Origin of the sequence: Pseudoflavitalea rhizosphaerae, assembly GCF_003991355.1 — a bacterium.
In the GTDB taxonomy this organism is placed as follows: domain Bacteria; phylum Bacteroidota; class Bacteroidia; order Chitinophagales; family Chitinophagaceae; genus Pseudobacter; species Pseudobacter rhizosphaerae.
Genome location: NZ_RCSU01000008.1, coordinates 85,247 through 107,065, shown reverse-complemented (window position 1 = coordinate 107,065; position 21,819 = coordinate 85,247). Strand labels below are relative to the sequence as shown.

The 21,819-nt window shown below is 45.3% G+C and carries 17 protein-coding genes and 1 tRNA gene; 7 read left to right on the top strand and 11 right to left on the bottom strand.

Features of this window, described 5'->3' with window-relative positions; genetic code table 11:
* The first annotated feature begins 11 nt into the window (after positions 1-11).
* The 3 genes from D9Y29_RS15055 (at position 12) to D9Y29_RS15045 (ending at position 6,509) form a co-directional block, all read left to right on the top strand.
* Positions 12-1,229: a FecR family protein gene (locus D9Y29_RS15055; RefSeq protein WP_127129593.1), complete on the top strand. Its 1,218-nt coding sequence runs from the start codon at positions 12-14 to the stop codon at positions 1,227-1,229.
* Between the two features lie 148 nt (positions 1,230-1,377).
* Positions 1,378-4,965: a SusC/RagA family TonB-linked outer membrane protein gene (locus D9Y29_RS15050; protein WP_164735420.1), complete on the top strand. Its 3,588-nt coding sequence runs from the start codon at positions 1,378-1,380 to the stop codon at positions 4,963-4,965.
* Between the two features lie 11 nt (positions 4,966-4,976).
* Positions 4,977-6,509, top strand: coding sequence for a RagB/SusD family nutrient uptake outer membrane protein (locus tag D9Y29_RS15045; RefSeq protein WP_127129589.1), 1,533 nt, complete (start codon positions 4,977-4,979; stop codon positions 6,507-6,509).
* Between the two features lie 107 nt (positions 6,510-6,616).
* On the opposite strand, the gene D9Y29_RS15040 is transcribed toward D9Y29_RS15045, so the two are convergent.
* A complete protein-coding gene (locus D9Y29_RS15040; RefSeq protein ID WP_127129587.1) occupies positions 6,617-6,973 on the bottom strand; it encodes a TfoX/Sxy family protein in 357 nt (118 codons plus the stop codon).
* A 208-nt stretch (positions 6,974-7,181) separates the two neighbouring features.
* Between D9Y29_RS15040 and D9Y29_RS15035 the strand changes: the two genes are divergently transcribed.
* The 4 genes from D9Y29_RS15035 (at position 7,182) to D9Y29_RS15020 (ending at position 12,587) form a co-directional block, all read left to right on the top strand.
* Positions 7,182-7,424, top strand: a complete 243-nt coding sequence (locus D9Y29_RS15035) for an RNA recognition motif domain-containing protein (protein ID WP_164735419.1) — start codon at positions 7,182-7,184, stop codon at positions 7,422-7,424.
* 44 nt (positions 7,425-7,468) lie between these two features.
* Positions 7,469-7,542, top strand: a tRNA-Pro gene (locus D9Y29_RS15030).
* A gap of 382 nt (positions 7,543-7,924) precedes the next feature.
* The gene (locus D9Y29_RS15025; RefSeq protein WP_127129583.1) at positions 7,925-9,004 is read left to right on the top strand and encodes a ligand-binding sensor domain-containing protein; all 1,080 of its coding nucleotides are present in this window, start codon (positions 7,925-7,927) and stop codon (positions 9,002-9,004) included.
* Between the two features lie 466 nt (positions 9,005-9,470).
* Positions 9,471-12,587: a non-ribosomal peptide synthetase gene (locus D9Y29_RS15020; RefSeq protein WP_164735418.1), complete on the top strand. Its 3,117-nt coding sequence runs from the start codon at positions 9,471-9,473 to the stop codon at positions 12,585-12,587.
* 102 nt (positions 12,588-12,689) lie between these two features.
* Here the strand turns inward: D9Y29_RS15020 and D9Y29_RS15015 are convergent, their stop codons facing one another.
* The 10 genes from D9Y29_RS15015 to D9Y29_RS14970 form a co-directional block, all read right to left on the bottom strand.
* A complete protein-coding gene (locus D9Y29_RS15015; RefSeq protein WP_127129579.1) occupies positions 12,690-13,040 on the bottom strand; it encodes a DUF2200 domain-containing protein in 351 nt (116 codons plus the stop codon).
* 310 nt (positions 13,041-13,350) lie between these two features.
* Positions 13,351-14,190 (bottom strand): NADAR family protein, encoded by an 840-nt coding sequence (locus tag D9Y29_RS15010; protein WP_206513795.1) that lies wholly within the window; start codon positions 14,188-14,190, stop codon positions 13,351-13,353.
* On the bottom strand, positions 14,187-14,561 hold the full coding sequence (locus tag D9Y29_RS15005) for a VOC family protein (RefSeq protein WP_127129577.1): 375 nt from the start codon (positions 14,559-14,561) through the stop codon (positions 14,187-14,189). The genes D9Y29_RS15010 and D9Y29_RS15005 overlap by 4 nt, the downstream gene beginning before the upstream one ends.
* Positions 14,562-14,631: 70 nt before the next feature.
* Positions 14,632-15,447 (bottom strand): AraC family transcriptional regulator, encoded by an 816-nt coding sequence (locus tag D9Y29_RS15000; protein WP_241237949.1) that lies wholly within the window; start codon positions 15,445-15,447, stop codon positions 14,632-14,634.
* Between the two features lie 58 nt (positions 15,448-15,505).
* On the bottom strand, positions 15,506-16,195 hold the full coding sequence (locus tag D9Y29_RS14995; protein WP_127129575.1) for a GNAT family N-acetyltransferase: 690 nt from the start codon (positions 16,193-16,195) through the stop codon (positions 15,506-15,508).
* Between the two features lie 52 nt (positions 16,196-16,247).
* Positions 16,248-17,339, bottom strand: a complete 1,092-nt coding sequence (locus D9Y29_RS14990; protein WP_127129573.1) for a serine hydrolase domain-containing protein — start codon at positions 17,337-17,339, stop codon at positions 16,248-16,250.
* Positions 17,340-17,408: 69 nt separating this feature from the next.
* Positions 17,409-18,323, bottom strand: a complete 915-nt coding sequence (locus tag D9Y29_RS14985; RefSeq protein WP_164735417.1) for a DinB family protein — start codon at positions 18,321-18,323, stop codon at positions 17,409-17,411.
* A gap of 416 nt (positions 18,324-18,739) precedes the next feature.
* Positions 18,740-19,891: an MFS transporter gene (locus D9Y29_RS14980; RefSeq protein ID WP_127129569.1), complete on the bottom strand. Its 1,152-nt coding sequence runs from the start codon at positions 19,889-19,891 to the stop codon at positions 18,740-18,742.
* A 105-nt stretch (positions 19,892-19,996) separates the two neighbouring features.
* The gene (locus D9Y29_RS14975; protein WP_127129567.1) at positions 19,997-20,563 is read right to left on the bottom strand and encodes a DUF3347 domain-containing protein; all 567 of its coding nucleotides are present in this window, start codon (positions 20,561-20,563) and stop codon (positions 19,997-19,999) included.
* Positions 20,564-20,593: 30 nt separating this feature from the next.
* Complete coding sequence (locus tag D9Y29_RS14970) at positions 20,594-21,814, bottom strand: efflux RND transporter periplasmic adaptor subunit (RefSeq protein ID WP_127129565.1); 1,221 nt, start codon at positions 21,812-21,814, stop codon at positions 20,594-20,596.
* Between the last annotated feature and the right edge of the window lie 5 nt (positions 21,815-21,819).

Below are 21,819 nucleotides of genomic sequence, written 5' to 3'. Positions count from 1 at the left end.
CAATCGAATCTATGCAAGCTGGCAATACCAGACTGGAAGAGTTGTACACGAAGTGGTTCAACAAAACAGCCACGCCTGAAGAAAGGGCGGAACTGATCTCATTACTGGAAGCAGGCGCTTCCAGGGAGGAGTTGTTGCCGGGCATGGAAAAGATCTGGGAGGAACTGGATGCAGACGAAGGATTTTCCTTCCGCGAAAAAGACCAGCTGGCAGATAAGGTCCTTCAGCAATGGCCTGCAGCGCCTGTGATCAGGGGCCGCAGACGACTGCCTTCCTTCCGGTGGATGGCGGCAGCCGCCATTTTACTATTGGCCGGGGTTATTATCATATGGAAGTGGCAGGGAGCAGGTACTACTAACGAACAGGCGCAAACGCCTATGTCTCCGGTGATCGAAACCATTGGCCCGGGTCGCAATGGCGCTATCCTCACCCTGGCAGATGGACGTGAGATATTGCTAGACAGCGCATCCACCGGCGTGTTTGCCAGTGAGGGCGCCACAGAGATCTCATTACAGAACAATCAACTCATTTACCAGGCCGGCGAAGAAGCGGATTCTACCTATATCGCTTACAATACCATGGCTACTCCAAAGGGCAGGCAGTTCCAGTTATTGCTTCCCGATGGCACCAGGGTCTGGCTGAATGCAGCCAGCAGTATCAGGTATCCTGTTACTTTTCGGGGCACAGAAAGAAAAGTGGAATTGAAAGGCGAAGCATATTTCGAAGTAGCGCCAGACCAGTCCAGGTCTTTCATGGTACAAACCCCTAATCAAATGGTACAGGCGCTGGGCACCAGTTTCAATGTTCACGCTTTCGAAAATGAAACTGCAGAGCTCACTACACTTATTGAAGGTAGTGTAAAAGTGAATGTTGCCGGCGGCAAGCACGCGCCCAGGGGTGAAACCCTTTATGCAGTGCTGCATCCGGGACAGCAGGCTAACCTGAACACACAACGTCAGTCACTTTCTATTGCTGAAGGCCAGGGTGAAGCTGCCGTTGCCTGGAAGAACGGCTATTTCTACCTGGAGAACAAATCATTCGACAGGGTGATGAAGCAACTGGAAAGATGGTATGATATAGAAGTGATCTATGCCAACGGAATTCCTGAATTGCAATTCTATGGTGGATTGAGCAGGAATCTCACGCTGGATGCATTGATCAGGGCATTGAAAGTATCGGAAGTACATTTCAGGATCGAAGCCGGTCGCCGGCTGATCGTATATAAATGAGGAATAACCACCAAAACGCTAGTAAGTCATGCAAAAAAACCGCTATCCTTTATCGGAACGCGCTCACAACTTTCTGACAGGGATCTCCCGCCTGCTGACGGAAAAAAACAATTCTGCCGGAAGTGCAGGAAGCAAAATTTGTAAGGTCATGAAACTAAGTTCAATTTTTGTTCTGGCATTCTGCCTGCAGGTGTCCGCCAGTGCGAGCTCACAAACAGTTACGCTGAGCGGCAAGAACCTGTCGCTCCAAAAGATTTTTTCCGAAGTGAAAAAGCAAACAGGCTATATCGTTTTCGCCAACAAGGAATTGCTGGTGAACACAAAGCCTGTGAATATCGATGCAACCAATATGCCCCTGCAGGAATTCATGAACAGGGCGCTGAATGGTCAGCCTTTATCCTTCATGGTGGAAGACAAAACCATCGTGCTGATGCGCAAGCCTCCATCGAAGGAGGATGCAGACAGTGTGATGGCGCGTGCTGTGATCATCTCGGGTCAACTGATCGATTCGGAATCGAAAGAGCCCATCAATGGCGCATCCATCTCTGTAAAGAATACCAAACAAGGCACTACCACTACAGCAACGGGACAATTCACCTTGTCCAACGTTCCGGAATCCGCTATCATTGTGATCAGCTCAGTAGGCTTCACGCCACTTGAGGCCCCTGTTTCACAACTGATAGCGATTCCCAACGATGGTGCATTACCGTTAGGAGACAATACTATCCGGAAATCCGGCGCCAGTTTCACTTTCCAGCTGAAAGCCCTTCCTGCTGCCCTGAATGAAGTGGTGGTGCTGGCTTTCGGTCAGTCGAAGAGGAGAGACCTCACCGGCTCCGTAAGCACCATGTCTGGTACAACTATCAGTCAGCAGCATGTTTCCACAGTATCCCGCGCATTGGAAGGAATGGTATCTGGTGTGCAATTGTCTACCAGCTCCGGTCAGCCCGGCAGTGAATCCGCCATCAGGATTCGCGGACTTGGTTCGCTTAGTGCAGGCTCCAATCCGCTGATCGTGATCGATGGCGTTCCCAGTGATATTCCGCTGGCTTCCCTCAATCCTGCAGATATCGAAAACCTGGTAGTCTCCAAAGATGCTGCATCCAATTCACTTTACGGATCACGTGGCTCCAATGGCGTGATACTTGTAACCACCAGGAAAGGAGCGAAAGGGAAAACGAAGATCAATTTCGATGTGCGGCTCGGACAGAACAGCCAGGGTGTTCCTGATTTCGATATCGTAAAAGATCCTAAAGAATTCTATGAACTGGTCTGGAAAGGCATCTACAATTATGTCCGCTTCAGCAATGAAGCCGGCGCACCACATCTCAACGATGCAGATGCAAGACAATACGCCAGCAATAATCTTTTCACCGCTACCGGGTCCACATTACAGCCCACCAATGCTCTCGGTAATTACATGTTGTACGATATACCCGATGGCACCACACTCATCGATCCTGCAACAGGAAAGTTGAGATCCGATGCAAAACTCCTGTACCACGACAACTGGAATGATTACTTCATCAAGAAATCCTTCAGCCAGCAATACAATGTAAGCCTCAGCGGTGGTAACGAGAAAACCGATTACTTCCTTTCTGCCGGCTACATGAGCGATCCTTCTTACGTAATGGCGTCTGACTTTAACCGTTATAATGCCAGGCTCAAAGTGAACACCACCATCACCAACTGGCTGAAAGGTGGCATGAACCTCGCATATACGCGCCGGTACAGCAATGCCCCCAACTATTCAGGCGGTACCGTGAACACCAACGTATTTCTTTTTAAAGATTTCTTTTCACCTACCTGGCCCATCTTTGCGCATGCAGAAGACGGCAGTGTGAAACGCGATGCACTCGGCAGGACCATGTACGATCTCGGCACCGGTGAAACTTATAGCCCACTGGGTGCAACAAGACGAACCACCTTTGCGGGATACAGCCCGGCCATCTATTTTGATAAAGATCTCAACGAACTCACTTCAGATGATTTCTCCAGCCGCGCATTCCTGGAAGCCACTGTTCTGAAAGATTTCCGCGTAAGGCTCGATTTCTCGCTAGACAATACCTATTCCAACAGCAGGGTATACGGCAACAATGAGAGCGGTTCCGCTGCAAGGGATTACCAGGGCACCATCCAGAATGTATGGTCAAAACAGATGTACCTCAATACCGTTCAAACCATCAATTATACTAGGGAAATTGGTTTGCATAATATCGATGTGCTGGCAGGCCATGAATACCGCTGGGTGCGCAGGGATAATATGAACGGATTGAAATCCCTCATGTTTGCTCCGGACAATCCGGATCTGACCAATGCCATCCGCATCATGACCCTCACAGGTAACGGCTCCAGTGAAGCGCTCGAAGGATATCTGTCGAGACTCGCTTACAACTACGACAGTAAATATTTCCTCACTGCCAGTATCCGCACAGACGGATCATCCAATTTCCGTTACAACAAATGGGGCACGTTCTGGTCTGTGGGCGGAGCCTGGAGGATCAGCCAGGAAAGCTTCATGAACCAAACTTCAAAATGGCTCACTGAATTGAAACTACGCGCCAGCTATGGAACACTGGGCAACCAGAATGTGGGCGCCAATCGCTGGACAGATATTTATGGCATCTCCAATGCGGGAACGCTGGACAATCCTTTACTGGCCATTGCTCAGCAATCATGGGGCAATCGTTCACTCACCTGGGAAAGCAATAATATCGTTGACGCAGGTATCGATTTCCGCCTCTTCGATCGCATATACGGAACCGTTGATTATTTCCGCCGCAAGACCATCGATATGATCTGGGCCAAACCATTACCAGCTTCTACAGGGCAACCCTCCAGACTGGAGAACGTAGCTTCCCTGCTGAATACCGGTTATGAAATTGAGCTGGGCATGGATGTGATCCGAAATAAAGACTGGAACTGGACCGTTAGCCTGCGCGCTTCCAACTACAAGAACAAATTGCTGGAAATTCCGCCAGGAGTTGGCACAAAAGCCCTGAACGGGAATTATGAAGAAGGGAATTTCCTCCGTGGCGAAGGCAAGGATTATTACAATCTCTACATGTACAAATATGCCGGCGTTGACAAGGCAACAGGCGAAGGCATGCTCTACAAGCAGTTAAGGGCAACCGATAACCTGGCATTATATCCCGGTAAGAAAGTAGGGGATATCGTTACTACCAAAGGAAACGATGCTACCAAATTTGAGGTGGGCTCTGCAGCTCCTGACCTTGTAGGCGGCTTCAATACCAACCTCCGGTACAAGGATTTCGATCTCTCCGTGATCACCAGCTGGCAGATCGGAGGTAAGACCATTTCACTGACCTACCAGAACCTGACCACACAAAAGATCGGGGGCATTCATAAAGACCTCGCCAACGGATGGTCGCCAGAAAATCCCGATTCAAATGTACCTATGTACATGAGTGCAGGACAAAGCTATTTCAACAGGCCTGTTGGTGGCGCAGCCGGTCAGTACTCAGACTGGTCGCTTTTCGATGCATCCTACTTAGCAATCAGGAACATTACAGTTGGCTACAGGTTACCTCAGTATATCGCATCAAGGAACGGAATAGAAGCAGCAAGGATCTTCTTCAGTGTGGACAATCTTCATCTGTTCTCTGCAAAGAAAGGGTTAGACCCCAGGCAATCCTTTGATGGAGGCACTACTCTGGCAGCTTTTGGTTTCCCTCAAACCCGCACCGTCACATTTGGTATCAACCTTACCCTCTAAATGGAAAAATCATGAAAAAACTCATCATCATAACAGGAAGCATTCTCACCATTTTTGCATCCTGCTCAAAGAATCTCGACATCGATCCTGAAGGTACCATGACCAGGGAACAACTACAGCAGATCATCAAAACCAAACCAGCTACAGTTCTTGAACCCATGGTCACCAGCATGGTTGCCCAATTCAACGGGCTTTCACCGGTGAACTCTGTTGACTCCAGGAATTTCCTGGTGCTGAATTTACTGCTCAACCTCAAGGGGAATGATATGGTGCAGGCCCGCGCCAGCGGGGGCTGGATGGTAAACGATTATCAAATGCTTAATTACCGTGAAGAGAATCAGGCGCGCACAGCCATCTATTGGGGCATGTATTACAAATACATCTTTTATGCCAACCAGATCCTCGATCTTATACCACCTGATTTCGATCCTTCACAAGCCACCGATGTGAACAAGCTCATCATGAAATACAAGGCCGCAGCACTCACCATGCGCGCACTTAGCTACACCTATCTCATGTGGCTCTACCAGGATGATTACATGCATGGCGGCAATACCAAACCAGGCGTTCCGCTGTATACAACTGTAGGTAGAGAGGAAGACCGTGCGCCTTCTCAGGATGTATGGAACCAGATCATCGCAGATGCAACCGAAGCAGTGGACCTCTTCACCAAATCCGGCCTCAGCAATACAGCCAGTAAAACTGATATGGATGCCTCCGTTGCATCAGTAGTACTGGCGCGCGCAGCGCTCACAACTGGCGACTGGCCCAAAGCCATTGCAGCAGCAGATTATGTGATGAACGCATATCCTACACTGATCAACGAAACAGATTACACCACCAAAGGCATGAGCGATCTCAGCCTTTCTGAAACTATTTTCGGATACGATTATTCCAGCGCTACCGGAAGAGGCAACAGCTCTTTCCCCGGCTGGGTGAACATCAAAGGCGATGGCGGCTATGGCGGTAGCCAGGGGCATTGGCTCGCTATCGATCAGCGACTCTATGATCAGATCAGCGCTACCGATTACAGGAAAAAGAATTTTGTTGCCGATGATTTTGTAGAATACAAATACCCCAGCGCAGCACAACCAGACAAACATTTCAAATATTACAACTACAAATTCGCCGCGCCGCCCATCGATGGCAATACTCCTGCATACAACCAGGATGATATTTATATGCGCAGTTCCGAAATGGTCCTCACCAAAGCGGAAGCGGAAGCCCGCGCCGGACAGGATGAAAATGCACAGAACACCTTGTACATCCTCGCACATGAAAGGGATCCGGATTATGTAAAATCCACCAGCACCGGCGACGCGTTGTTGAAGGAGATCCAGTTGCAACGCAGGATCGAGCTTTGGGGCGAAGGAGGATTTGAGTTCTTCGATAACAAACGGTGGGGGATAGGCGTAGACCGAAGCGGCTCTGCAAATCACACCAACACAAATGTGGTGGCTGCAGGAAAGCTGTTCACATTGCAGATCCCGCTGACCATCGAATTGAATTACAATCCGTTTATTACTGAGCAGAATCCGTTATAAATATTTTGGCGGCAGCAGTCGCCCGCCGGGAGGTGGGCGACTGCTGCTCCCAAACAATTTCCTGCCGCATCCGGTCCACTGAAATGCCGGACGGCTGAAGACAGGTTTTATTTTTTCTTCCCTGCTTTCTTTGACGCTTTCGCCTTATTATTGAATTCCAGACAAAGTTTCACCCAGTATTCGAAATCCTTTTTCGTTTTGAATCCTTCCGGGCTCACATAGCAATAGCCTGTGAGTTCACGGCCTTTCATGATCATTGGCTCATAGCCAATCCTGCCTGCCACTTCTTCCTGCAATGCAGGGTCGAATCGGCACATCAGGTTTTCGCCACTTACGTTCACGCACATCTTTCCATTCACCATGAATGCCATGCCACTGAACATCTTCTTCTCCCCGATACTTATCCCAGGTACGGAAGCGAGGTATTCCCTTAACCTGTCAGCCAGTTTTGTATTAAAGGCCATATGAATGCTTTTGGATAAGATACAATGTAAGAATTCCGGGCGACATTCAAATGAATACCTGATTGTGTTGATCAGGTCGATTGAATAGGCTTTTACTTCTTTGCAGGCCCGGTTTCTTTTGGGTTCGTTGAAAATCTCATTTATATAACCGGTTATTTTCGATACATTGCACAGGATGGTCAATTTTGAAAACGCTAAAGATCCGGTTATGACGATACAAGTGCATAATCTCAGTGCGGACATGACTGACAGGCAACTGAGGAAAATCTTCGAGCCTTTTGGTGTTGTGCTGAATGCGATCATTTCCCGCAATCAATATAACGGGCGATCTAACAGGCATGGACAGGTGGAAATGTTGAAACTGAGTGATGGAGAAAATGCCATCAATTCACTGGATAAAACTACAGTAGAAGGGAAGATAATTTCCGTCTCAGTTTCCGATGTATATTGACTAAAGCAGAAATTATTTTATATTTGGTCCCGTAAAAATGAATTCGGGTAGTAGCGCAGCCCGGTAGCGCACTACGTTCGGGACGTAGGGGTCGCTGGTTCGAATCCAGTCTACCCGACAAGAATTCATCAGGCCCATCAAGTCATTGGATTTGAAGGGCCTTTTTGGTTCGAAGTGTTCTTGTTGAAATGGATTTTCAAATTGTGGTGTCCAGGGTACTTTTACAATAATTTACAAAGTATTCATTTTAATTTACAATCCTAACCCTTCAAGCTGAAAAGATCAAAGTAGTTTCGCTGTATCAAACTTTAATAGGATATGAATCTAAAGGACAAGTTTTGAACAGCCTGCTCATCATGCTGGCAGGACTAATTCACGATCCTGCACAGGCTCAGCAGAAACATGGCGCTTAGGATGTTGTTGACCAGCCCGATTTTTAAAAAAGTAATACAGCAGCCTGAGCTGGCAATTTCTTTGTTCCCGAGAATTTAATAGAAAAAATGATAAAATACTTTCCCATCTATACTTTGTTCTTGATCCTTGTTTTTCACACCTCCTGTGGACAAAACCAAACAAACGTACCACATGGTAATATCAGTAAAGGAGTACAGACTAAAACTGACAGCAAATTGTTGAAATACACCACGGGGGTTCGTTCAATTTTAGAAGATAGCAAAGGGAATATTTGGTTTGGTAGTTATAACGAAGGAGTGTGTTTGCTTCATAGCGGGGAATTCCAATATTTCACAACAGAAAACGGATTAAGTAACAACCAGGTAAGGAGCATTTATGAAGATAAAAATGGTATAATCTGGTTTGAATGTGGGAGAGGGTTAAGTACTTATGATGGGAAAGAAATAACTACATACAGGGAACGAAACTACAAGGCAAAGAACGAATGGAAGATAAACGAAAGTGACCTTTGGTTTAAAGGCGATGAAACTTCTGGCTACAATAAGCTGGAAGGGTATGCGGGAGTATATCAATATGACGGACGACAGCTTTCGTATCGCACATTTCCCGTTACACCAAAATTAGGGAATGAATTTCCCTATCCGGTTTCAACACCTTTTGTAAAAAGTAAAAATGGAACGGTTTGGTTTGGAACCTACGGCGCGGTAATTGGATATAATGGTTCAGATTTTAAGATATTGGATAATGAATATCTAGGACTAAACGCAGAAACTGGTTCTTTGCATGTTCGGAGCATAATGGAAGACAGCAAAGGGAATCTTTGGATTGGAAATAATGGGATTGGTGTTCTGAAATATGATGGAAAAAAAGTGATCGATTTCACAGCACAACAAAAATTGAAAAAGGAGGACACCAAAGGCAATTCTCTGGATAGAATTTTTTCCATTGGAGAGGATAGTTCAGGAAATATTTGGTTTGGGACTGTAGAATTTGGCGCATGGAGATATGATGGTAATTCTATGAAAAATTTCACTAAAGAGGATGGACTTGAAAGTAAACACATTTGGTTTATATATAAAAGCAAACAAGGAGAATTGTGGTTAGGAGGAAAGGAGCCAAGTGGCGTATACCGATTCAATGGCAATACTTTTGAAAGGAAATATTGATCTCATGGAGGGGTGCATCATTATAATGGAAAGACCAGTCCCGACTTTAAAAATGCAGCCGGTCAGCAATTATAGGTATAGCCGACAATTTTAAGGTGGAATTATGCTTCAGACGGTCCATTTTTCGACATCGATATGCTTTGGGAATTCTAATCGATTTGCAACATTAAGTCTGATTACAGTTTTCGAGATTTAATTTATACGTAAATCGTTGAGTTTCCAAAAACCCCTGTATAATCAGGTTAGAAATCTGTCCAGTTGTCTCGTTATAAGGAAACAGCATCCGATAGTTGCCTTAATAAGTACTGTGTTCGGTCATTCACTGATCTGAATATTTACTGTCATTTTTTAGCGCTTTTTATCCCAAATTCATAAGACGCTCCATTTTTCAGTAGCTAAATTTATCATATATCCATTTTGTAAAAACTCGATAAAAATCAGGTTAAGGAGCCTTGTGTCATCCTCAGTGAAAAATAAGTACTCGCCCAAAAACACCCTGCATCAATGCGATGGTGTCTCAGCTGATGCTGATATCAACTTTTCGGAAAGCCCTTCAGACCTTTCCCGGAAAAATATTGAACCTGAAGAAACGATCTTATCTCTTTTTGAGAAGAATGCTTTAAAACAGCCTTCACAAACCGCAGTCAGCTTTAAAGACCAATCATTGTCATACCTACAACTTGATGAAAGAAGCAGTGCGATGTCAGATTGGCTCATTGAGAATGGTCTCAGGAAAGGTGAATATGTTCCAATATACCTTGAGCGTTCAGTTGAATGGGTGATAGGGGTACTCGCTATTCTGAAATCAGGGGCGGCTTACGTACCTATTGATCCCATGTATCCGAAAAAAAGGGTGGAGTACATTTTGAAAGACTGTAATGCAAAACTAATCATATCCCAAACTTCATTGTGGAATGATGCTGAACTACTGAATGGGTCTGTCAGAGCTCTTTATGTAGATAAAACAAACATGAATGCGCCTTGCATTTTTGACCGGCCAGCAGTTTTCCCGTCCGACAACGCTTACATGATATACACATCCGGGTCTACTGGTGAACCCAAAGGTGTGGTGATTGGTCATCTTTCCATACATCATCTGGTTACCTGGCATAATTCAATTTATGAAGTAACTGTGGATAGCAGGCTTACGTTAGTTGCCGGTCTTACATTTGATATTTCAGTCTGGGAAACATGGTCCGCATTAGTTGCTGGTGCAACACTTATTATTACAGATAATGATGATAGAACTGATGCGGCAGCTCTTATTGAGTTCTACGTGTCACATGGAATCACCCATGCTTTTTCGGCAACAGTACTGGTTCCTGAAGTAGTCAGTCTATCAAGAAACAAAGTGCTGCCTGATCTAAAATACCTTTTTACCGGAGGAGAACAATTGAAACCAGTATTAACCGATGGACTGTCTTATAGACTGATTGACTACTACGGCCCAACGGAATATACAGTATATGCCACTCACCGCCATGTAAAAGATGTAGATGGACAGTTTGTATCCACCATTGGAATGCCTATAGCCAATACAAGTATTTATTTACTTGATCAGGAATTAAGGCCTGTGGAGCATGGAAATACCGGAGAGCTTTGTCTCGGTGGAATTGGTTTGGCTAAATGCTATCACAATAATGAGGAACTGACCGCTGCAAAGTTTATTGAAAATCCATCTGTACCTGGTGAAAGAATTTACCGTACTGGTGATCTGGCCCGCATTTTACCAGGAGGGAACATAGCGTTTCTGGGAAGAATTGACAAACAGGTAAAAATTCGTGGATTCAGAGTAGAACTGGGTGAAATAGAATCTGCCATCATGCGAAACGAAAATGTCAAAAAAACTGCAATTATTGTAAGGGAAAATTCCCGTCAGCAAAATCAGCTGATCGCATTTGTGGTAGCCAACAATAGCCAGGATACATTTTTATTTTCTACACTCCGTCAGCAACTAAAGCAGGATCTTCCGGCATACATGATTCCGGCAATGTTCTACCAGATTGATGAACTTCCCACAACTATAAATGGAAAAATCGACAAAGCACAATTAGAAACAGTGCTGATCAATTTCAAAGAAGAAATACCTGAAATTGAGGATGAACGCTCATCAACTGCCAATATCATCTCCAAAGTCTGGCAGTGTTTTCTCGAAAGACCATATATCCTTAACAACGATAATTTCTTCGATATAGGTGGAGATTCGTTACTGGTAGCCATCGTAACAACTGAACTTCAAAAGCATTTCAAAACAAAAGTCTACATGCGCGATCTATATCAGTACCCAACATTGGAAAGCTATGCATCGATAATTGATAATAGACTAGCATCGGGTGAAGCAACCGTAGCAATTGAAGATGTAGAACCGTATATAGCATTGCAGAAGGATGTTTATTTGCCGGAGGATTTTTCTTTTAAAAGAAAATTTGATGAGAGTGCCCTTATAAATCAACAGTCAGTATTACTGACAGGTTCAACCGGTTTCGTGGGAATTCATCTGTTACAGGAACTTCTTGTAAGTACAAATGCAAAAGTATACTGCCTTGTGAGGGCTACTGATGACTATCATGCGAGAGAAAAAATCATGCAGACTTTCGCTGCATACAATCTGGAAATCCATCCCTTGTTTAAAAGCAGGATCATTCCGATAACAGGCGATTTTTCTCAAAACTGTCTTGGGATACCACCTGTATTGTATGCTGAATTAGCGAATGAAATTGAGGTGATCTATCATTCCGGGAGTTCGGTAAACTTCATTGAACCATACTCCTATATGAAAAAGCCAAATGTTGAAGGGTTAAGGGAAATATTAAGCTTTGCAGCTGAAGGTAAACCTAAATGTCTTTCTCTGATGTCAACTATCTCAGTATACAGTTGGGGGCATGTGTTTACACACAAAAAAATAATGAATGAATCTGACGACATAAACCAGAATATCCTTTCCGTTAGCAAGGATATAGGTTATGTAAGAAGTAAATGGGTAATGGAAGCAATTGCAGATCTTGCGGCTGCTCATGGTGTACCGGTTATTACTTTCCGATTGGGCTACGCTATGTGCAATAGTCAAACCGGCGCCAGCGCACCCTATCAGTGGTGGGCGGGCCTTGTAAAGAATTGTATTGAATTTGGGTCCTACCCTGCATTGAATGAACTCAGGGAAGGATTGATCACTGTTGATTACATAGCAAAAGCTGTAGTTCACATCACTAAAAACAAAGACGCAATTGGCCTGAAATTCAATCTTATTGCTTCTCCGGAAACAAACCTCACTTTAGAGCAATTCTTTGTCCGGTTGAATGATCTGTATGATTTCGGCCTTTGTAAAATGTCATACAAAGATTGGCGCCATCAATGGGAAAATGACACTTCGAACCGTCTTTACCCGCTTACCAGCCTTTTCAAGGATAATATGCATGAAGGACAGTCAACAGTTGAATTATACCAGGATACATATATTTGGCACCGGCAGAACACAGACAGTTTTCTGAAAGGGTCAACAATTGATGAACCTTCTTTTGACAAAACATTGCTCGACAGATATCTAAAGTTTCTGGGAATACAAACTATTCCTTCCAAAATTTGACTTTTTGCTATTAGTAGTAAGTCTTAACAGCAAATTCAAACTGCCCTTTAAAAATCTTCTTAAAGGCTCTGATATTACCTGTAATTAATTGTTGCTGGCCCGTCATTGCCTCAATATTTTTTCCATTTTCTTTCCCTTGGCCAACTCATCTACCAGTTTATCCATATACCGGATCTTTTGCATGAGCTTATCTTCAATTTCTTCAACACGGTAACCACAGATCAAGCCTGTAATTTTGGAGGCATTAGGGTTAAATTGCGGAGCCTGCGCAAAGAAATTCTCAAGATCCGTTTCCATTTCAATCTGCTGCTGCAGGGTTTTCACATTGTATCCGGTAAGCCAACAGAGTACTTCATCCAGTTCAGATTTTGTGCGCCCTTTTTTCTCAACTTTTTCGATATACAGGGAATAAATGTTTGCAAACTTCATTTTGAATACTCTCGCATTATCCATTTTTCCTGATTTTGATAATCGATACTAAAATATTGTACAGGGTTTGATACGTTAAAATAAATGAATTCCATTGAATTCTCAATAAGGAATAGGTAAGATCCGGGAACTGATATTTTTAGGAAATTTTCAATGCCAGGAAACAAAGTATTGCCTGATCCTATTAACGCCGTACAACTACAATCAGGTAATTTTCAAATAAAGTGGTGCGATATCCCACGCCATTTCGATTGCATAAAACCGGATTGCACTTCCGTTTTCGGGATCAAGGTTTATTCCGATCTTACGTACTCATTGAAATTGAAGCAAACTGTCAGAAGTCTGAATAATAGTCCTTCCATTCAAGTGGTGCAGGATTGTTTAGAAAATAAGCGATCCGCTTTTGTGAATCAAGTGTCAAATTTTGTGTATACAGAGACAAGATATATTCCTCACCGCATCCCATTCTCCAGAACATATCATGTGGATTAATCTCTGGAAACCGGATCCAGGGTGGAGGTAACAGATCATTGGTATCCATCACTGTTCCATACTCCAGGAAAAAATCCCTCACTTCCATCAACGCAAAACCCAGTAGGTTGATGCCAGGCCATGCATAGGGCTTATCGATCAGTGGTGAATCTTTTGCGATCCCCGCTCCCCAGATCTTATCAAGAGGACTTGCTTCCACCAGGACCCTGTTGCCTGTACCAAGCAGAAAATCCAGTAATGCTTGATGCTGATTGAATTTGTGAATATTTCCCAGTTTTACAATATCAAATTTCGCTTCATTCCAAACCTCATCATCATACCCCATTATTTGTCTTCCAAGATCCTTTGCCTCTCCGGGCTTATCGGACTCGATTATCTTTTGAAAATTTCTTCTATCATCAAACAAATTTGCCTTTTGAGCCATCATCCAATGCTCGGCAGTTTTGTACAGAATTCTATTAACGGTAAACGGGCTACGGTACCACTGACTGAAACACTCTTTGCCAACGCTGACTGAAGAATTTGACGTATGCCCCCAGAAGTTAATGTATTTAGGTTGAGTACCGGATTCGGTTTCATTGATCAACCAATCGATATTGTAATGTTTATGCCCTTGCAGAAGATCCTTTAATTCCATTCTTATTAAAATTCTGTTTTGGAAATTACAATTTGTCGTGATCATTCTCCGGAATATTTTACCAGGTCTATCCCCACGCCATTCGGATCACGAATGGCAAAATGCCTGTCGCCCCAGGGTTCATCACGGATCTCGATCATTATTTCCACATTCTTCTTTTTCATTTCTTCATACAACGCATCCACATCCTCCACTTCGATGGTCAGATACACACCCTGGCCGCCAAATGCCGGCTGGAACAGGGCTTGCTGCGATGGATGGTTGGGCAGCAGGAAGCTGAGCTCGCTGGTACGACCGGGCGTATGCATCAGCAGGTAGAATTCATTTTCGAAGGTTACGCCAAACCCGAGCACATCTGTATAGAAAGCTTTGGTGGCTGCCATTTTATCTGTTATTATGCCTGCATTCAGTTTCATGATCATTTGTTTTGTTTACACCACAAAGTTGTGAAATACCTACCTGCTGATATTGTAAAAAACGGACATTCTACCTTCCAAAAGCCTTCGAAGGCGTAACGCCATAGAAGTTCCTGAACTCCTTAATGAAATGAGCCTGATCATAATATCCCACATCAAAGAAAAGTTTGTTACGGCGAAGGCTCTGCGTACTTGGTTTGGCGCGAAGGATATTCTGAAAGCGTACTACTTTGCTGAAGGTCTTTGGCGTATCGCCAATATAGAATTCAAACAACCGGCGCAGCTGACGAGGACTTACCCCCGTTTTCAGATCTGCTTCCAAATTCAATACGCCGGACTGCTGCAAAATAATGCCGATGGCCTCATACAGCCTGTTATCCTCATCAAACTGAGCAGACGAGATCACTTTCGCAAACCAATTATCGAACAACGAAGACATCTCTGTAACGTTCATACCAGCGTGAAATCGACTGGCAATAAATCCGGCCGTTCCAGGAACAACAGCTTTCAATTGTTCATACCTGTTACTTAACGTGGATGCATCCACGCGGAATAATTGCGGGAACATGGTTGGAAGAAACCTGACACCAACATAATGGAACTGATTACCTATCGGAAACTCTGTATATTTTTTGCAGAATCCCATCACCCAGTTATTTGCAGGGTTTCCGAGTTCAAAATAAATATCTATACATCCATCCGCCACCACACGATAAATGAAATCCTCATTCAATGGAGCCAATGTTTTCAACTCCCAATAGCAGTAAATATACTGCTGAAGCGAAGGGTGGGGAAGGAATTCCAGGTAGGCGACATTGTCAGCGGACTGCTTAACCGTCGGCTGAATGGGGATATACAGGTTCCTGATGCTTTCAATGGCGTTCACTCCTGCAAGATACGCTATGGCACACTATTACGATAGAAAAATGGGAAAGAAGAAGCCATTAGTTCTTTTGCAATTTCCAGAAAGAGATAGTCCTTCTTGTTTCAAATCCCATGAACTCATAGAGTTTTACAGCGCGTTCATTGGTATCCAGAACATGTAAAAATGGAATGATGCCTTTGCTGTGATTTGCATTGCAGATTTTGATGATCAGATGCTGCGCATATTTGCGACCAGTATAGCCGGGATCTGTGCAAATGGCGCTGATCTCGTTCATACCGTTCACGCGCATACGCACTCCGGCCATGGCTACCAGCTTGCCATCCTGCCAGATACCGAAATAACTGCCCAGTTGATAGGTGTCAGGCGCAAAATAGCCGGGCTGCACCCTTTGCACCAGGTCAATCATGTCCTGCTTCTGGCCTTCACCCAATGGTAAAATTTCCGGTGCACCCGGAAGGGTAGCAATGGGTGTATGATTGATCATTTGCAGGCAGGGGAGTTCTGCCAGGATGCTCCAGTTTGAAGGAAGGGTTGGGATGCTACCTATGAGAAAGAATATTTCCCCGGATTGCAGTTGCTGGTCCAGCAATGGCAGTTGATCCGTATGCTGATGATCGTAAGCTGCAAACGGAAGGTTATTCGTTTTATATTTTTTTACTTTTCCATTTCCTGTTGCAAAGGATTGCTGCGGACCTGTCAATGCATACCAGGCAGGATTATCCAACTGATAATGTAGATCTGAGCTCATACCTATTTAAACAATCAATGTCCGTCAGGGTTCAGTTTTTTCTAAAAAAGCATCAAAAGCCGATCACAGATTTGAGTTTGCCCCACAATTCATTGTCGAAGCTGGAGGCCGCCAGCTGTACATTCCCGGCAGATTCACCCATCCTGATCACTACCAGTTTTTGAGAAGGGACCACGTAGATCTTCTGATCGTTCTTGCCGAGAGCACAATACATATCGGATGGCGCATTAGGAGTCAGAGGCCCATTGAAAACCACTTGTAATGTGGGAAGCATGTATTTCGTTTTTCCATTCAGCCAGGTAAGATAACCATAAGATGGATTGAGCTGCTGTGAACTGTTGATCTGGGCATTGAAGAATTCCTGGTCTTTCAGTATCTCCACGTCACCCCATTTTCCTTTGTTGAGCAACAGCAATCCAAAGCGAGCCATGCTTCTGGCATCGCTTCCATACACATTGTTGTATCCGCTTTTCAACCAGATGCCCTTCATGCCGATCCTGTCCCTTATTTTCTGCTGGAAATAATTTTGAAAAGTTTTGCCGGTGGCAGCTTCGATCACTTTATCCATCAGCGTATAGGGCGCATTGTGATAGGCCCAGCGGGCGCCTGCATCGGCCTTGCGTATTAAACATTCAGGCGAGGTACAGTCACTTTCGGCTACGCCATCATCCAGCCCGGTGGTCATGGTTAGCTGATGTCGAATGGTTATGAGGTCTTCTTCAGCAGTGGTAAGCGATGTCCAGCCCGTGCCGAGGTACTTTGATGTTTTGTCGGAGAGCCTGAGTAATCCTTCTTCCTGTGCAATGCCCGTTAGAAAGGCCGTCATTGTTTTGCCGGCAGAAGCCCAGTACCAGTCCGAGTTCTGGGTGAAGCTGCCGAAATATTTCTCCAATACTATTTTTCCATTTTTTAAAACGATGAAAGCTTTTGTATTTTTTGCATCCAGGTAGGTGTACAACTCATCGATGGCCGGCTGATCCCATTTCAGAGAAGCGGCGCTGCTGGTTTGCCATTCCGTTCCTGAAACAGTTGGAAAATACAAAGCGGCAGAGTCGGGAGGGTTTCCATCATCGCCGCTTTTATCTTTTTTACAGGAGAAGATCAGAAATAATGGAATCGCCAGCAGCAGTTGATATTTCGTCATAATTGCATTTTATTGTCCTATCCGACTGGAATCAGCCTTTATGGTTTAATGCATTTATAACGAAAAATATCATGCAGCATTGTGGATCTTCTTCAATTGATGGATATGACGGGTGGTATGATAGCCGATGAACTTCAGCCATTCATAGCGGGTAAGGGTTCCCCAGACCGGCATTTCAAAATCCAGGCAAATAGCAAAGAGGTCCTTATCACGGATAGACAGCATATGCTGGTCCCGGATCCCCTCGATGGTTTTCACCTGTTCATCCCTGTTATAGTCCCTTACTTCGGGTTGAAGGAAATCGGGCGACTGCATTTTTGTATCGAAATTCAGGAAAACGGAACGGGTCAGTTCGTCTTTTTCGGAATATAGCCGGTCTGTATCCATGGTATACTGATCAGGCAATCCACCAGTTGCCTGAATGATATGGTCCACTACCTGCGCAGGGCTCCAGCCGCCATTTAAAGGACGCCTGTTGTAATCCTTTTCCTTGAATGATAGAATAGTGGACAAAAGATTTTCGTACAGTGTTCCATAATCCTTTGCCAGTTCTTTCCGGTGCAGGTCTTGCACTTTATCATCATCCAGGGTAACCATGCAGATCATATCCTTTTCATCAGGATATTCTTCCAGGCAATAACCATCGTGGTCTACACGCGGGTCTTTCACAAGGTGTTCAAAGGTTTTCTGAATGGAAGGGATATTTTCCATGAAATTATGGATCGTGCTGCTGAGGAAGAGTCCTTTTTTGATCACGAACCGTTCAAACCTGTCCGTAACCGGCTGCTCGCCGGGAGCAAGGCTCACGGCGGCTTTGTATTCAATTTCACCGTTCACCGGACGGGAAATGCCAAAGAATTGCCTGCCCTCGGAGGAAGGATAGATCTGGTGTAGGATCTGATGCGCTTTGAGCACGCCGTCCGGGAAAGAGGCTGCAGTATTACAATAAACGGTGGTGGCCTCGGTTCTTGCTATGATTTGCATGATCATTCGTTTTATGAACATAAAATTGAATGATTTCGACTGCATTAAAGGGGTATGAACGCGACGAATACTGTTCATTTTGCGACAGAAGCTGGAACACAGGTTGCTGCGATTGCCAGTGTGCCCGTCCGGTTGGCTGACCGGGTGAGTTAGAAATGCGGGAAAATCACTCACTCCACTGGTGCGCAGTATCCGCATTGACTACAACCCATCTTATTGCCCAGCACTACTAATGAGCAAATTTTTGTCAGCACACGCGTATTGGTTTACCTGTACAAAAATCTTCATTGCAGGCACAACAGGTGTGGGGAAGGGATAAAAATGTAATACAGAAATAACTACCGGAGAGAGTCGTACTCAAATATACGAAATTAATAATGCGAAAGATTTTATTTTGAAGTGTTCTGCACTTACCATTATTGCTCTTTCATCTTAGGCACCAGCCAGATGATCAGTACACCCAGCAGGCTCATCAATGCAAAAGACCATTGCAGGCTGAATGCTTCCGCAATGAATCCCACCACCGGCGGCACAATGAGAAATCCGAAATATCCAACGGTGGACACAGCAGCAATGGCAGGGCCGCCGCTCATATTCTTTACCTTTCCGGCCAAACTGAAAACCATCGGCACCACACAGCTCACGCCAAAACCAATAAGGATAAAACTGAAATAAGTAGTGATGGTCCAGGGAAGAACAGCAGCCATCAAGAGACCGGTGAACATCATGATACCACAATATCGAAGCAGTGTTTTGACTCCAACGGCATTGGCCACTTTGTCGCCGAGAAAACGGCCGAGCGTCATCGCCACCATGTACGCGGCATATCCGGCAGTAGCCACTTCCCTGGAAGTACCCACCGCTTTTTTCAGGTAGATGGCGCTCCAGTCATACATCGTTCCTTCGCAGGCCATGCAGGCGAAGCAGATGAAACCATAAGCCAGCATGGAGCGTTGCGGCAAAGCAAAACTCTGTTTTCGTTCATGCGCAGCCGGTAGTTGCTGAACTGTATCCCTGAAATAGACTAATGCAAGCGTGGAGAGCGCAATACTCACAGCGGCAAAATGCCAGTGGGGCAGCACGCCCCAGTTCACCATCAGCGCTCCAAGCGCGGCAGCCAGAAAACCTGCGATGCTCCAGATACCATGTAAAGATGCAATAATGGATTTCGGAAATAATGCCTGCACAGCAATCGACTGGGCATTGGCCGAGATATTCATGAGGTTGCGCGAAGAACCGAAGAAGAACAGTACGGTAGCGAACTGCCAGGTCTCTGTTACCTGCCCGATCAGGCACATCATGGTATTGAACATGAGTGCGCCTGCCAGCATGATGTAACGGCTGCTGAACCTGCGCAGCAGGAATCCGGTGAGCGGAAGCGTAGCCATCAGTCCTGCGGGCATTGCAAAGAGCACCGCACCCAGCTCCGCTTCATTCAGGTGCAGTTTCTGCTGCAGTCCGGGAATACGGGAGGCCCAGGTGGCAAAACCAAAACCTGAAAGAAAAAAGAAAACAGCTATTGCGATACGGGCCTTCCTGGCGGATTCACTGACCGGAACTTCAACCATACTTTCGGTTCTTTGAAGCTGCAAAGGTAAAAATTCATCGTCACATGACCCGTATCGCGTACACAAATAGCTGCTTATGATCGTTTGTTCAGCAACTGCAATGGCTTATTGAATAGTCTCTTTCAGCTCGCCACAGCTCAGCATCTTATCACCGAAATAAGGATTCCTGATTTCCTTGATTCCACTTATCCAGTAAGCGCCTTTATCGTTCAATGCCATAGGACAAAAATCTACATACAATTCCCCGCTGCCCATGCCGGCTTTTTTCACCATGTTGATCAGCTGGTTACTAAGATCGGAGAATGCCGCCCTTTGCGTTTCTATGTCTTTTGCACCTGCAATCTTTGCAGCAGATTTACCCACAGCATCTGCATCCTTCAATTCCTTTGCGCCGGTTTCGATGGCATTGGCGGCAATCTTAGCTTTTCTCATATCACTTTCTACCAGGGCTTTGGAGAGAGATGCGTATTGCTGATAAACTGCATTCAGCATATCATCCCTGACCTGTGCAACAGCTGTAGTTTCTGAAGCAGGCGCCGCTTTTGCATGATCGTGCCCTGAATGATCAGTGCTGTCCGTTTGTTCAGTTTTCCCCCGATCTCCTGAATTTCCGCAGGCTGCGAATGTGAGCAGCGCCATCAGTGCGAATGCTGTCAGAATCTGTGTTTTCATGATCTTGTTTTTATTGTTTAAAATGATTTATCAATGATTGTGCGCTGCCATTGGATCGGCGCCTTTCTTCAGGATGAATTCACTGTACAGGAGATAAGCGCCGGTTACCACCACGGTATCCCCGGAAGCGATACCTTCCAGGATCTCCACACGGTCTGCATTCTCTATTCCTGTTTTCACCCGCCTCGGTTCAAATTTTCCTTTGCCGGTCTGTATCCATACATGCGCGCCCTTCCCGTTGCGGATCACTGCATCTGCCGGCAAATTGAGTGCATTACTATTCCCCTGAACAGGTAAGATCACATTAGCCTGAAGACCGGGCTGCCAGCGGTTTCCGGGATTGGCTATCTCGCCGCGCACCTGCATCAGCTGGCTGCCGCTCTGCAAAGCAGGACTGATAAAATTGATGACCATACGCTGCGGGTCCTGCTCATATCCCGGCACTACCACTATAACAGTCTGGCCTGTACGAACCAACAATGCTTCTGCCGGATATAGATCGGCTTCCACCCATAATTTTCCATAACCTTCCAGCCGCATCACAGGACTTCCCTGGGATACATATTGTCCCTCTGTTACAGACAGCTCCGCCACCAAACCGTTGCCGGTAGCGTAATAGTTCACGTAAGGGTCCGCTTTGCCGGATTGCAGCAAGGCTGCCAGCTGCGCATCGGACTGATCATAGAGTTTGAGTTTCTGCTTCGCCGCTTTTTCGATCTCACTAAATCTGGTATTGCCGGGGAACTGCTTAGCCTGCGCTACAGCCATCAGGTATTCCTGCTGAAGTGCGGATAATTCTTCGGAATAGATCCGGTATAACAGTTTTCCTTTTTCCACTTTCACGCCGGTTTCGCGTACATAAAGGTTTTCCACTCTTCCTGCCACGCGGCTGCTCATGAACTTGGTTTGTTCAGGATTGGTTACGATGCGGCCATTTAATGTTTTCGAATTATTCATGGCTGCGCTGCCTGCGGCCATGGTAGTGATATTAGCCAGGGCGATCTGACTCTCACTAAGTGTAATATTGGCCTCTTTATTGTTCTTATCGAATAATACCAGGTCCATACCACAGATAGGGCAGGTGCCCATCTTATTCTGTACAATCTGCGGATGCATGGGGCAGGTGTAGGTTTGCGCCACGGCAGCAATTATATCGTTTTCCTTTTTTGTTGTTTCTCCACAGGCAGCCAGGAATGCAGCCGGCAGCAGTGCGGCAAATGACATCAACTTCACAAATTGTTTTCTTTCCATAACTG